At 69.5% G+C, this 12,566-nt stretch carries 10 protein-coding genes; 1 reads left to right on the top strand and 9 read right to left on the bottom strand.

What is annotated here, in order from left to right:
* Window positions 1-63: 63 nt before the first annotated feature.
* The 9 genes from fghA to yihA form a co-directional block, all read right to left on the bottom strand.
* On the bottom strand, window positions 64-897 hold the full coding sequence (fghA, locus tag IP93_RS14055) for an S-formylglutathione hydrolase (protein WP_144816754.1): 834 nt from the start codon (window positions 895-897) through the stop codon (window positions 64-66).
* Between the two features lie 48 nt (window positions 898-945).
* On the bottom strand, window positions 946-2,055 hold the full coding sequence (locus IP93_RS14050; RefSeq protein WP_144816752.1) for an S-(hydroxymethyl)glutathione dehydrogenase/class III alcohol dehydrogenase: 1,110 nt from the start codon (window positions 2,053-2,055) through the stop codon (window positions 946-948).
* A 35-nt stretch (window positions 2,056-2,090) separates the two neighbouring features.
* Window positions 2,091-2,366 carry a formaldehyde-responsive transcriptional repressor FrmR gene (gene frmR / locus IP93_RS14045; RefSeq protein ID WP_144816750.1) on the bottom strand — a complete coding sequence of 92 codons (276 nt, stop codon included), beginning with the start codon at window positions 2,364-2,366 and terminating at the stop codon, window positions 2,091-2,093.
* A gap of 49 nt (window positions 2,367-2,415) precedes the next feature.
* Window positions 2,416-5,172, bottom strand: a complete 2,757-nt coding sequence (gene ppc / locus IP93_RS14040; RefSeq protein ID WP_242006874.1) for a phosphoenolpyruvate carboxylase — start codon at window positions 5,170-5,172, stop codon at window positions 2,416-2,418.
* A 223-nt stretch (window positions 5,173-5,395) separates the two neighbouring features.
* Window positions 5,396-6,772, bottom strand: coding sequence for a glutamate--cysteine ligase (locus IP93_RS14035; RefSeq protein WP_425480054.1), 1,377 nt, complete (start codon window positions 6,770-6,772; stop codon window positions 5,396-5,398).
* Window positions 6,773-7,002: 230 nt separating this feature from the next.
* Window positions 7,003-8,139 carry a PepSY-associated TM helix domain-containing protein gene (locus tag IP93_RS14030; RefSeq protein ID WP_144816745.1) on the bottom strand — a complete coding sequence of 379 codons (1,137 nt, stop codon included), beginning with the start codon at window positions 8,137-8,139 and terminating at the stop codon, window positions 7,003-7,005.
* 47 nt (window positions 8,140-8,186) lie between these two features.
* Entirely contained in the window at window positions 8,187-10,385 is a 2,199-nt protein-coding gene (locus tag IP93_RS14025; protein ID WP_144816743.1) for a TonB-dependent receptor, read from the bottom strand.
* A 54-nt stretch (window positions 10,386-10,439) separates the two neighbouring features.
* Window positions 10,440-10,583: a hypothetical protein gene (locus IP93_RS15705; RefSeq protein WP_158636361.1), complete on the bottom strand. Its 144-nt coding sequence runs from the start codon at window positions 10,581-10,583 to the stop codon at window positions 10,440-10,442.
* Window positions 10,584-10,622: 39 nt separating this feature from the next.
* Window positions 10,623-11,258: a ribosome biogenesis GTP-binding protein YihA/YsxC gene (yihA, locus tag IP93_RS14020; protein WP_144816741.1), complete on the bottom strand. Its 636-nt coding sequence runs from the start codon at window positions 11,256-11,258 to the stop codon at window positions 10,623-10,625.
* A 350-nt stretch (window positions 11,259-11,608) separates the two neighbouring features.
* Here yihA and IP93_RS14015 point away from each other — a divergent pair, with 350 nt between their 5' ends.
* On the top strand, window positions 11,609-12,490 hold the full coding sequence (locus IP93_RS14015; RefSeq protein WP_144816739.1) for a c-type cytochrome: 882 nt from the start codon (window positions 11,609-11,611) through the stop codon (window positions 12,488-12,490).
* The last annotated feature ends 76 nt before the right edge of the window (window positions 12,491-12,566 follow it).

The raw sequence follows: 12,566 nt of genomic DNA, 5'->3' as shown, positions 1-12,566 counted from the left end.
CGCCCCTGAAACGCCGGCATTGCAGTTAACGCGGGACTTCGGGGGGGCCGGCCATGATGGGTGTCACTTGCCGCCCAGTGACGCCGCATGCCACGCGATGTGCGCACCGATCAGACTGGCGATGAAGTAATAGCTGTGGTCGCTGCCCGGATGCATCCCCAGCTGCAGCGGATACCCCGCGGCCTCGCATGCCGCCTGCAACCGCCATGGCTGCAACTGCTCCTGCAGGAAATCATCGGCCTCGCCCTGGTCCACGCGCAACGGCAGTCGTTCGCGCGCTTGCGCGACCAGCGCACAGGCATCCCACTCCAGCCACGCCGCTTCGTCCACACCCAGGTACGCGGTAAACGCCTTGCGCCCCCATGGCACCTGCGACGGCGCCACGATCGGCGCGAACGCGGACACGCTGCGGTAGCGCCCGGGGTTGCGCAACGCCAGCACCAGCGCGCCGTGTCCACCCATCGAATGCCCGCTGATGGCACGCGCGTCGCTGGCGGGGAAATGCGCCTCGACAAGCGCGGGCAACTCGTGGACCACGTAATCGTGCATGCGGTAGTGCGTGGCCCACGGCGCCTGCGTGGCATTGAGATAGAAGCCGGCGCCCACGCCCAGGTCATAGCCCTCCGCATCGGGCACGCCGTCGCCACGCGGACTGGTATCGGGCGCGATCAGGATCAGCCCGTGCTCGGCCGCGTAGCGCTGCGCGCCCGCCTTGGTGATGAAGTTCTGCTCGGTGCAGGTCAGGCCGGACAGCCAGTACAGCACCGGGCACGGTCCGTCCGCCGCCTGCGGTGGCAGGTACACGCCCACGTTCATGGCGCAGCCCAGCGTAGTCGACGCGTGCCGCCACACCTCCTGCCAGCCGCCGAAGCACGCGTGCCGTTCGATACGTTGCATGGTCATGGCTCCCGCGCCGGATGCGCCATCGCACCCGGCGTCACTGGTTCAGTAGTGGATCACCGAGCGGATCGACTTGCCTTCGTGCATCAGCTCGAAGGCATCGTTGATCGCCTCCAGCCCCATGGTGTGGGTGACGAAGGGCGCCAGCTCAATGTCGCCCTGCATCGCCTCCTCGACCATGCCCGGCAACTGGCTGCGGCCCTTCACCCCACCGAACGCGGTGCCCATCCACTTGCGACCGGTGACCAGCTGGAACGGTCGCGTGCTGATCTCCTGCCCTGCACCGGCCACGCCGATGATCACGCTCTGGCCCCAGCCGCGGTGCGCGCACTCCAGCGCCGCGCGCATCACCTGCACGTTGCCGATGCATTCGAAGCTGTGGTCCACGCCCCAGCCGGTCATCTCCACGATCACCTGCTGGATCGGCTGCGCGTGGTCCTTCGGGTTGACGCAATCGGTGGCGCCCATCTGCCGCGCCAGCTCGAACTTGGCGGGGTTGGTGTCGACCGCAATGATCCGCCCGGCCTTGGCCTGGCGCGCGCCCTGGATCACCGCCAGGCCGATGCCGCCCAGCCCGAACACGGCCACCGAATCGCCAGCCTGCACCTTGGCGGTGTTGTGCACGGCCCCTATCCCGGTGGTCACGCCGCAGCCCAGCAGGCACACCTGCTCGTGGTTGGCCTCCGGGTTGATCTTCGCCAGCGAGACCTCGGCGACCACCGTGTACTCGCTGAAGGTGGAGCAGCCCATGTAGTGGTACACCGGCTGGCCGTTGTAGGAAAAGCGGGTGGTGCCATCGGGCATCACGCCCTTGCCCTGGGTGGCGCGCACGGCCACGCACAGGTTGGTCTTGCCGCTCTTGCAGAACAGGCACTCGCCGCACTCGGCGGTATACAGCGGGATCACGTGGTCGCCGGGCTTGACGCTGGTGACACCCTCGCCGACTTCCACCACCACGCCCGCACCCTCGTGGCCCAGCACGCAGGGAAACAGCCCCTCCGGGTCGTCGCCACTCAGCGTGAACGCATCGGTGTGGCACACGCCGGTGTGGGTGATCTTCACCAGCACCTCGCCCTTGCGCGGCGGCTCGACGTCGATCTCGACGATCTGGAGGGGCTGCCCTGCGGCGAAGGCTACGGCGGCTCGGCTTTTCATGGGGAAGGGTCTCCTGTGGGGGGCGCAACGCGGGTTTACTTGAGGTACGAACGCACCAGGCCGGCGAGTTCCGCGACACGCGCGGCACGTTCTCGATCGGAACCGGCGGGCTCGCCAAAGCCTTCGCGGATGTGCGCTTCCATCACTTCCGACATCAAGCCGTTGATGGCGCCGCGCACGGCCGCGATCTGCTGCAGCACGGGCGCGCACTCGGCACCGGCCTCCAGCGCGCGCTCCAGCGCTTCGAGTTGGCCCTTGATGCGGCGCACGCGGGTCAGCACCCGCTTCTTCTCGTGGGGGGAATGGGGCACGACGGCCTCCCGCCGCGGGGCTATCCGATACTGGGGGATAGTATACCCGTCAGCCGGTGTTCTGCACCCCGGCGGCAATCCCGTTGACCGTGGCGACCAGCGCGTTGAACAGGTCGTCTTCCGCGCGACCCGCCGCACGCCAGCGTGCCAGCAGTTCCACCTGCAGCAGGCTGATCGGGTCGACGTAGGGATTGCGCAGCCGGATCGACTGCTGCAGCCGCTGGTCGCCGTTGAGCAGTTCGCCCTCATTCTTGATGGCCAGCACGGCCACCCGCGTGCGTTCGAACTCGGCGGCGATGCCGGGGTGGAAACGGGCATGCAGGTCACCCTCGGGCAACTCCCGCGCCAACCGCGAATAGCGCTCGAAGATGTCCGGGTCGGACTTGGCCAGCACCATCTCCATGTCGTCCACCAGCGTGCCAAAGAACGGCCAGTCTCGCGCCATCTCCATCAGTGCTTCGCGGCCGTGGCGGGCCAGCGCGCGCTCCAGCGCGGTGCCCACGCCGTACCACGCGGTCAAGCCCGCGCGGTTCTGCGACCAGGCGAATACCCAGGGAATGGCCCGCAGCGAACCGATGTCGCCGCTGCCCGCGCGCTTGCTGGGGCGCGAGCCGATGCGCAGCCGCTCGATCACGTCGATCGGCGTCGCGGCGCGGAAGTACGCCGGGAACAGCGCATCGTCGTGCGCCAGCGCGCGGTAGTGCGCACGCGAATCCCGGGCCAGTTCCGCGGCTATCGCCCGCCACGCGCCTTCCCGCGGTTCTGGTGGCCGTGGCCGCAACGTCGCGCGCAGCACGCCCCCGGTCGCCTGCTCCAGGTTGCGCAACGCCAGCGCACGGATGCCGTACCTGCGGTGGATCACTTCGCCCTGTTCGGTCAGGCGCAGGTAGCCGTCCACCGAACCGCGCGGCGCGGCGATCACCGCGCGCTCGGTCTTGCCGCCGCCCCGGCTGACCGAGCCGCCCCGCCCATGGAAGAACGCGATGTGCACACCGCTGTCGCGTGCCAGCTGGGTCAGGGCGATCTGCGTCTGTTGCAGCGCCCAGCGCGATGCCACGGCCCCACCGTCCTTGGCGCTGTCGGAATAGCCCAGCATGACCAGCTGGCGGTTGTCGCGCGCGGCCAGGTGCGCGCGATACACCGGATCGGCAAACAGCGCGCGCAGGGTGGCCTCCGACGCGTCCAGGTCGTCCACGGTCTCGAACAGCGGGGCCACGTCCAGCGGCACGTTGCCCGCCGCGTCCACGCATTCGGCCACCCGCGCCAAAGCCAGCACGGCCAACGCGTCGGCCGCAGTGCGGCTCATGCTGATGATGTAGGGGCCGAAGGCGCGGGCGCCGTAGCGCGGCCGCAGCGCGGCCACGGTGCGGAACACCGCCAGGGTATCGGCTGCGGCCGCGGCATCGGGATTCGGCACCTTTGGCGACGAGGTTCCCAGCAGTGCATGCAGGCGCAGCGCCCGCTCCCCGGGCGTGCGCGCACTCCAGCCGTCGTCATCCAGCAGCGCGGCCAGCGCGGCATCGTGGGTGCCGGAATCCTGCCGCAGGTCCAGCGTGGCCAGGTGGAAGCCGAAGCATTCGACGCGCCGGCGCACGCGCTGCACCGCGTGCGCACCGGCATGTATACCGCCATGCGCGCGCAGGCTGTCGGCAATCAGGTCCAGGTCGGCCAGCAACGTCTCCGCGTCCGGATAACCCTCGCGGTCATGGTGCGAGTTGGCCCACAACCGCTCGCTCATCAGCGTGAGCAGGTTGCGGTACGGCATGTCCGCATGGCGCGGGTGCAGTTTGGCGGCGCCAGTGGGCAGCAGCGTTCGGTAGGCCGCCACCTGCCGCACCACCGCATCCGACACCGTGACCCGCGACAGCGACTGGCTGAGCGTCTCGGCCAGGGCGGCCAGGTCGCGGCGGTACGCCGCCAGCACCAGCGCACGCTGCCCGTCGAGCGTGGCGGCAATCGTGCCCGCGCCCACGTTGGGGTTGCCGTCCATGTCGCCCCCCACCCAGGTGCCGAAGCCCAGTACTGGCGGCAGCGGCGGCGCGCCGGGGAAATGCGCGCGCAACGCCTCTTCGAACACTTCGCAATACACCGGCAGCACCCGGTACAGCACCTCGGACAGGTAGTAGCTGACGTGCTCGAACTCGTCGGTGACGCTCGGCTTCACCGGCGGCGCCTCGGCGGTCTGCCAGCTGGCGGCCAGCGCCATCCGGATGCGTTCGCGGTCCACGCGGCGTTCCACCGGCGTGCGCCCGCGATCGACGTCGTCGATCAGGCAACGCACGATCACGCGCTCCTTCTCCAGCAGCACACGGCGCACGGCCTCGGTGGGGTGCGCGGTGAACACCGGCTCGATCCGCAGCCGCGGCAACAGCGCTGCCACCTCCTCCACGCCGACGCCTTCGCGCGCCAGTTCGCCCAGCACGGCCAACAGGCCGCCGGGTTGCGCCCCGTCGCCGCTGCGCTCATGGTCGCGGCGGCGGCGGATGCGGTGCACGCGCTCGGCCAGGTTCACCGCCTGGAAATAGGTGGCGAACGCGCGCACCAGATCCGCCGCGTGCCGGGTTTCGATACCGGCCAGGGCCTCGGCCAGTTCGGCCACGGGTGCCTGCTGCTCGCGGCGCCGGATCGCGCTGCGGCGCAATGCCTCCACTTCGTCCAGGAAGTCCTGCCCACACTGTTCGGCCAGGATCTCGCCGACCAGGCCCCCGAGCGCTTTCACGTCTTCGCGCAGCAGCCCGTCGGTGGGGGCGAAGGCCACGGTGCGCAGCGGTTCGTCGGCGAGGGTGGCAGCAGGGGGCAGGGGCACGGGGAGGCCGGCTATCGGGGAAGTCCCTGCATTGTGGCCCCAGCCACGCGCGCGTGGCGCAACAGTATCGGCTGCAACTTCCGACCGCATGGCGCGGCCATCATCGCCGCGTTCGGCACCGCGCCTTTGCCGGCTACCACCCGGGCCGGCAATGCGCATCGAGGACAGGCACTCGCGTCACGCACGCACTGCCGGTGGTTGGCGCCGTACCCGCGCCAATCCGTCAGTACGCGAACGCGCGGAACACCCGGTCGATGTCGCCCTGCCACTCGCCGTGGAACAGCGCCAGCTTGCGCTCGGCCGGGGTGATGCCGGCGTCGACGAACTCCATCAGCGGCTCGAGGTAGATCGACTCGTCCGCGCCGTTGCGGTTCCGGCACGCGCGCCGGGCCAGGCCATGCGCCGAGATCTCCAGCGCGCGGCGTGCCAGGTCGAGCACGGTGCCATCGCGGAACGGCAACTTGAGCGCGTGCCGCGGCACGCCGTCACGCAGCGCATGGCGCTCGGCCAGGCTGAAGTCCTTGACCAGGTCCCAGGCTGCATCCAGCGCGGCATCGTCGTACAGCAGGCCCACCCAGAACGCCGGCAACGCGCAGATGCGGTTCCACGGGCCGGAGTCGGCACCGCGCATTTCCAGGTACTTCTTCAGCCGCACCTCGGGGAAGGCGGTGGTGCTGTGATCGGCCCAGTCCTGCAGCGTGGGCCGATGCCCCGGGAACGCCGGCAGGCGGCCATCCATGTAATCGCGGAACGACTGGCCCGAGGCATCGATGTACTGGCCATCGCGGTAGACGAAGTACATCGGCACGTCGAGCAGGTAATCGGTGTAGCGCTCGTAGCCGAAGCCGTCCTCGAACACGAAGTCAAGCAGGCCGGTGCGGTCGTTGTCGGTATCGGTCCAGATGTGCGAGCGGTAGCTCAGGTAACCGTTGGGCCGGCCCTCGGTGAACGGTGAATCGGCGAACAGCGCGGTGGCGATCGGCTGCAGCGCCAGCGACACGCGGAACTTCTTCACCATGTCGGCCTCGGAACCGACGTCGAGGTTGACCTGCACGGTGCTGGTGCGGGTCATCATGTCCAGGCCGAGCGAGCCGACCTTGGGCATGTACTCGCGCATGATCTTGTAGCGGCCCTTGGGCATCCATGGCATCTCATCGCGCCGCCACTTGGGCTGGAAGCCCATGCCCAGGAAGCCCAGCCCCATCGGCTCGGCCACCGCGCGCACCTCCTGCAAATGGGTGGAGGTTTCGCAGCAGGTCTCGTGCAGGTTGGCCAGCGGCGCACCCGACAGCTCCAGCTGCCCGGCCGGCTCCAGCGACACCGACGCGCCATCTCGGACCAGGGCGATGACCCGGCCGTGCTCCTCCACCGGCTCCCAGCCGAAGCGGACCAGGCCCTTGAGCAACGCCTCGATGCCGCGTTCGCCGTCGAACGTGGGCGGACGCAGGTCGTCGGTGCGGAAGCCGAACTTCTCGTGCTCGGTGCCGATCTTCCAGTCCTCGGGCGGGCGCACGCCGCTGGCGAGGTAATCGATGAGCTGGGCGCGGCCGTCGGCACCGGTGCCGATGGGGACATCCTTGACCTGACTCGGACCGGACACGGACACCTCGTTGGGGATATTGGGCAGGCGATATGCGGCCCGTCGCCGGCAATCGCAAGACCTTGGCAGTGTAGCCGGGCGCTTGCCCCGCACAACCTCCGCCATGAAACGCTCTGGTACGCTACCGCTTGCAGTCGTCCCCTGCCGCGCGGGCGCCCCATCGCGATGGCAATGCCGCGGACGACGCTGGCACCTGCCTCGCCGGCGAAGCGCCGCCACCGCGCATGGCGTCAGTGTGCCGGACGCCGCGAACGTGCCTGGCGCCGTTGCCACCACAGCCAGGCGCCGGTCGCGAACAGCAACCCCGGCAGCAACCCGAACAAGGTCCAGAGCATGCGCCCCGCCATACCCAGTGCTTCGCCGCTGTGCAGGGGAAACAGCCAGGCGATCAGGGTGTCGCCCGCCGGCGCGTTGAGTGGATCACGCACTTCGGCGATGCGGCCATCGGCGTGCACGCGCACCCGGGTATCGCCGGTATCCATGCGCGGTTCACCGGCCTGCAGCAGCCGGACTTCGAATGGATCCCCGTCGCGTGCTGGCAAGCCCACGCGACTCCAGGTTGCGGACGGCCACAGCTGCTCGGCGCAGGTGACCAGCGCATCGGGCGAAAACTGGCCATCAACGTGACCGCACGGGCGCTGCGAATTCGTCGGGGCGCCCCGCGACGATTGCGACTGCGATGACGGCGATGGCAGCACCGCCGCCACCACCGCGCGGCCCTGCTTCGGGAAGCACAGGTAAGCGCCGCTCACCGCCATCAACAGCAGGAACGCCAGCAGCCACAGCCCACCGGCCCGGTGCAGGTCGTAATAGCGGCGGCGCGGTGCCGCGCCACGTTTGACCGTCAGCGCGCGCTTCCACGCCTCGCGCGTGGCATGTCGCGGCCACGCCGTCATCGCGCCACTGACCGCCACGAACAGCAGCGCCAGCCCGGCCAGGCCCACCAGCGCGTGCCCCACCTCACCCGACAGCAGGGAACGATGCAGCTCGTACAGCGCCGGCACCGCATGCGCACGATCCATGCGCAGGGCGCCCCATTCGCGCCGCCCCAGGTACGCGTCGCAGCCCACGTCGACGAAATGCTGGAGGCGCGCGCCATCGGCCGTCTTGCTCCATACCACGTGGGCCGCACCGGGTACGGCAGGCGCCATCACCTGCGTCGCCACCGCGCCGTCTCCGTCGCGCGCCAGCACGGCCAAGGCCCCGACCACCGGTCGCTCCACGTCGGCGCACGCCGCACGTGGTGCAAACCACTGCGGGTTCAACGCACGGTCCAGTTCACCGTGCCACACCAGCACCGTCCCGGTCAGGCCGAGCAGCGCGAACCAGGTGCCCAACACCAGCGCCACCCAGCGATGCAGGCGCATCGCCAGTGGACGCCACTCCAGGTGCGCGCGCCTTCCCACGTAGGTACTCAGTCGAAGCTGCGACGCCAGCCGACGGTGAACGTGCGACCACGGCCGGCGAAGTAGTTCAGGTCGTCCGGGTTGGGCTGCGATTGCGGGTAATAGCCCACATACTGGCGATCGAGCAGGTTCTCGATGCCAAACGAGAACTCACCCACGCGCGTTTCCCAGCCTGCACCGAAGTCCACCAGCGTGTAGCCCTCGAAGTGCTCCTCGTAGATGGTGGTGCCGGTGTTGCGCCCCTCGTTGATGTCGCGCGACAGGTAACGCGCGCCCTGCAGGCGCAGGCTCAACGCTTCGGTCGGGGTCCAGCGCACGGCCAACAACGCCTTGTCCGGACCCTGGGTACGGGCACCCAACTCGAGATCAAGCGGCAACCCCTCGCCCACCGCGGTTTTGCCACGGGTGCGGGCGTAGGTGCCCGACACGCGCCAGTCCGCATGCGGACGCCACTCACCGGCAAACTCGAAGCCCTTCACATGCACCGGGGTGCGGGTGATCGACCCCAGTCCGGTGACACGGTCCACGCGCACCTGGCTGCCCAGCTCACTGCGCGAGTCGTAGTACGACGAAGTGAAGCTGCCCTGTGCCCCGGCCCATGTCAGCCCGACCTCGCGGTTGTCGGTGACGACCGGCTCGAGCGCGACGAGCTTGTCGACCGACTGCCCATCCCGGTTCACCGCGCGCAGCACCAGGCCGACATCCGGCAGGCCAAAGCCCTCGTTGTACGACGCGAAGGCCGACCAGCCCTCGGCGAAGCGCCACACCGCGCCGAGGTTCTTGACCCACTGCGTGTAGGAACGCTGGCCGCCTTCCACCACCCGGCTGCCGTACGTGGCCAGCGTGGTGTAGGTATCCACGTTGAGCGTGGCGTGCTCGCGGCGCACGCCGCCGCGCACCGTCACCGGGCCCTGCTCCCATTCCATCTGCGCGAACGGCGCCCAGCTCTCGAACTCCAGTTCCGGCACCCACAGGCGGCCGGTCAGCGCGAGTTGCTGGTACGAGGTATCCGACAGCCAGTCCAGGCCGGTGGTCAGCTCCAGGCTATCGGCCAGGAAACCGGGGCGCACCCAACTGCTGCGCAGGCCCGCCTTGTCAGCGACCACCTCGGACTGGTCGAGCAGCGTCCCGATCGGTGCGATGGACACATCCTGGAAATTGGCAAAGGCGCCCGCGCCATAGGTCGCCGCGAAGTCCTGCTTGTACACCTGCACCAGTGCGGCACCCCCGGCCAGATCGGCGTCCGACCATTCCAGCGACGCGGTCCGCGCCTTGTTGCGCGGCGGCTCGCCCACCGGCATGCCACGCTCGGCGCTGGTCGGGATGCCGGCGTCGCGGTCACCCGCGACCGCGCGCCAGTCGGCATCGCCCGCCATGCGGAACTTGTTGTAGGTCAGTTGCAGGCGCTGGGTCTCAGCGAAGTCGTAGCCAAGCTTGATGAACACGTCGCGCGCAATCGAGTCCTGCGTATCGCCCTGCGTGCCCTCGATGCCGAGCCGGCGACCCTCGCCGTCCACGCCCACGCCGCGCGCGGCCCAGCCCATGTAGCCCAGCGCATCGAACGCGCCCTGCTTGTGCTCCAGCAGGTAGCCGCCCTTCTCGAATGCGTCATCGCTTTCGAACTGGGTGCCGTATTTCAGGTCGAAGGTGTGCCGCGTCCCCTCGGTGCGCGGCGTGCGCGAAATGTAGTTGATGATGCCGCCGGTCGCGCCGAGGCCCTGCACGGCCGACGCACCGCTGACCACTTCCACCCGCTCGATCACCGCCGGGTCGGCGAAATAGCCTTCGCGCGCGCCGTTGCGCAGCGGGTTGCTCTGCGGGATGCCGTCGAACAGGACCAGCGGCGTGCGCCCGCGCATCGATTCGCCAAAGCTGGTCATCTTGCCGCGCGATGGTGCGTAGCCCGGTACCTGCGTGGCCAGCACTTCGCTCAGGTCCTCGACCACGCGCAACTGCTCGTCCAGGTCGGTGCGGGTGATCACGCTCACCGCGCCGGGAATCCTGTCGATGGCCTTGCTGCCACGGGTGGCGGTGACCACCACGCGGTCCAGCGTGGTGGCGGAAGGCGCGTCCGCGCCGTCCACCGGCAGGGGCGCCCCGTCAGCCTCCGTGGCGGGGGCGTCCTGGGCCAGGGCAACAACGGGGTGGGTCAAGGCCAGTGCGGCGCCCAATGCCAGCACGAGAGGGGCTTTGCGATACGGCAGCATGGAGAGTCCAGGAAAACGCTGCCGTCGGATATGCGGCAGTCAACGCCGCGCATGTTATTGAGATCGATTCGCATTTGCAATAAAACGCCCCGACAAGGGGTGGCCGGCGCGCGATACCCGCACGGCCGGATCCAGTTTCTGGTCGACGCCGGAGCTCACCCGGTCGTCACCGATCACCAACGCTGCCAGCATGCGCATTGCCACCTTTATGGGCAAATGGCCGAGTGTGTCAGGGCATCAGGGAGTATCGGCAACAGCCGCGGCACCGCCCATTTCCAGCCAGTCACCAATCACCGCGCGCACCTCGTCCACGCCCAGCTTGGACTCGCCCGAGAACACCTGCACGCTGACGCTGTCGGCGAACTGCGATGACAGCTCGCGCTTGACCGCGGCCAGCGACTGCATCTGCTGGCTGCGGCTGAGCTTGTCGGCCTTGGTCAGCAGTGCGTGCGCCGGCAGGCCGCGCCGCACTGCGTAGCCCAGCATCTGCAGATCGTAGTCCTTGAGCGGATGACGGATGTCCATCACCACCACCAGGCCGCGCAGGGCCTGGCGGGTTTCGAAGTACTGCTGGATGAACGCCTGCCAGTGCGCCTGCAGGTCCTTGGGCACCTTGGCGTAGCCGTAGCCCGGCAGGTCGACCAGGAAGCGGTCGGTGGTCGGCGGGATGTCGAAGAACACCAGCTGCTGGGTGCGCCCCGGGGTCTTGGACACGCGGGCCAACGCGTTCTGGTTGCAGATCGCGTTCAGCGCGGTGGACTTGCCCGCGTTGGAGCGGCCGGCGAAGGCCACCTCGAAACCGCCGTCGGGCGGCAACTGGCGCGGGTTGTGGGCGGCCAGCAGGTATCTGGCGCGGGCAAGGGGATTGGACATCCGGCTAGGATCGCACGGCCTTACGTACTCCAGCCGAAATACAGCACTTGCGTATGGTCGACTCGGTTCTACTGCGCTAGCGACCTGCCTGGCCCTACCGCCAGACCCAGCAGCGCACCGCCCCTCTGGCACGCGAGCACGGCCCCACGGCCCGCCGCCCGCCTCGGTCGCCCCCCGCCCGGGAAGGCGCCGTTCGGGGCAAACAGAGCGGAAAGTGGCGTGGTTCGCGGCTTCAACCGCCGCCGCGTTGACCCCACCGCGGCCGCCGACGATAATTCCGCGGTTCCGGCACCGCTTGTGGTGCCGCCCGCTTGCCTGTCTACACACCAGATTTTCCGGAGCCCAGCCTAATGAGCCAAGCCCGCGTCCTCGGCATTGTCGGCCTCGTCGCCTTCGCGGCTGCCGCCGTCGCCTATGCCCAGACCACGGTCACCCCGGTCGAGCCGACCGCGCAGGTGCAGACCGCCCCGCTGGACGCCAAGCCGGAGAAGACGGTGTGGGGCGATGCCAAGGCCGGCGCCGCCAAGGCCGGCACCTGCGCCGCCTGCCACGGCCTGGACGGCAACCCGACCGACCCGCAGTACCCGCGCCTGGCCGGCCAGAGCGAGCGCTACATCGCCCAGCAGCTGGCGCTGTTCAAGAGCGGCGAGCGCAGCGGCGGCATGGCCGCGGTGATGATGCCGTTCGCCTCCATGCTGACCGCGCAGGACGCGCGCGACGTAGGCGCGCACTTCGCCGCGCAGAAGTCCGGCGCCGGCATCGCCGACGACACCGCCATCGCCACCGGCCCCAACGCCGGCAAGAAGTTCTTCGAAGTGGGCCAGCAGCTGTTCCTGTCGGGCGACAAGGCCCGCGGCGTCCCGGCGTGCATGGCGTGCCACGGTCCGACCGGCGCCGGCAACCCCGGCCCGGCGTACCCGCGCGTGGCCGGCCAGACGGCCGACTACAGCAAGCGCCGCCTGGAGGAGTACCGCACCGGCACCACCACCCAGCGCGACCCGCACCTGTTCAACGTGATGGCCACCGTGGCCAAGCAGCTGACCGACGAGGAGATCACCTCGCTGTCCAGCTACCTGCAGGGCCTGCACGCGCGGCGTGACGACATCGCGTCGACCGCGCCGGCTCCGGCCGCGCTGCCCGCCGCTCCCGCCACCCCGGAGGCGCCCGCCGCGGACGCGGCCGAGGACACCACCGAGCAGACCGACAGCAGCTCGCGTCCGCTGGGCGGTTGAACTTCACGTAGCGACCGCGGTCACACCCGCCAACGCTGCATTCAGGACGCCGACCGCTATCCTAGCGGTCGGCGTT

Origin of the sequence: Aerolutibacter ruishenii, from assembly GCF_007830115.1 — a bacterium.
Lineage (GTDB): Bacteria > Pseudomonadota > Gammaproteobacteria > Xanthomonadales > Xanthomonadaceae > Aerolutibacter > Aerolutibacter ruishenii.
Note: the sequence above shows the minus strand (reverse complement) of the source record. Positions and strands in the feature narration are given on the sequence as shown.

Bases quoted from the DNA above. Each gene is read 5' to 3' on its own strand.
- IP93_RS14015 (WP_144816739.1), top strand. From the start codon at position 11,609: ATGAGCCAAGCCCGCGTCCTCGGCATTGTCGGCCTCGTCGCCTTCGCG.
- IP93_RS14050 (WP_144816752.1), bottom strand. From the start codon at position 2,055: ATGAAAAGCCGAGCCGCCGTAGCCTTCGCCGCAGGGCAGCCCCTCCAG.
- IP93_RS15705 (WP_158636361.1), bottom strand. From the start codon at position 10,583: ATGCGCATGCTGGCAGCGTTGGTGATCGGTGACGACCGGGTGAGCTCC.
- yihA (WP_144816741.1), bottom strand. From the start codon at position 11,258: ATGTCCAATCCCCTTGCCCGCGCCAGATACCTGCTGGCCGCCCACAAC.
- IP93_RS14030 (WP_144816745.1), bottom strand. From the start codon at position 8,139: ATGCGCCTGCATCGCTGGGTGGCGCTGGTGTTGGGCACCTGGTTCGCG.
- fghA (WP_144816754.1), bottom strand. From the start codon at position 897: ATGCAACGTATCGAACGGCACGCGTGCTTCGGCGGCTGGCAGGAGGTG.
- IP93_RS14025 (WP_144816743.1), bottom strand. From the start codon at position 10,385: ATGCTGCCGTATCGCAAAGCCCCTCTCGTGCTGGCATTGGGCGCCGCA.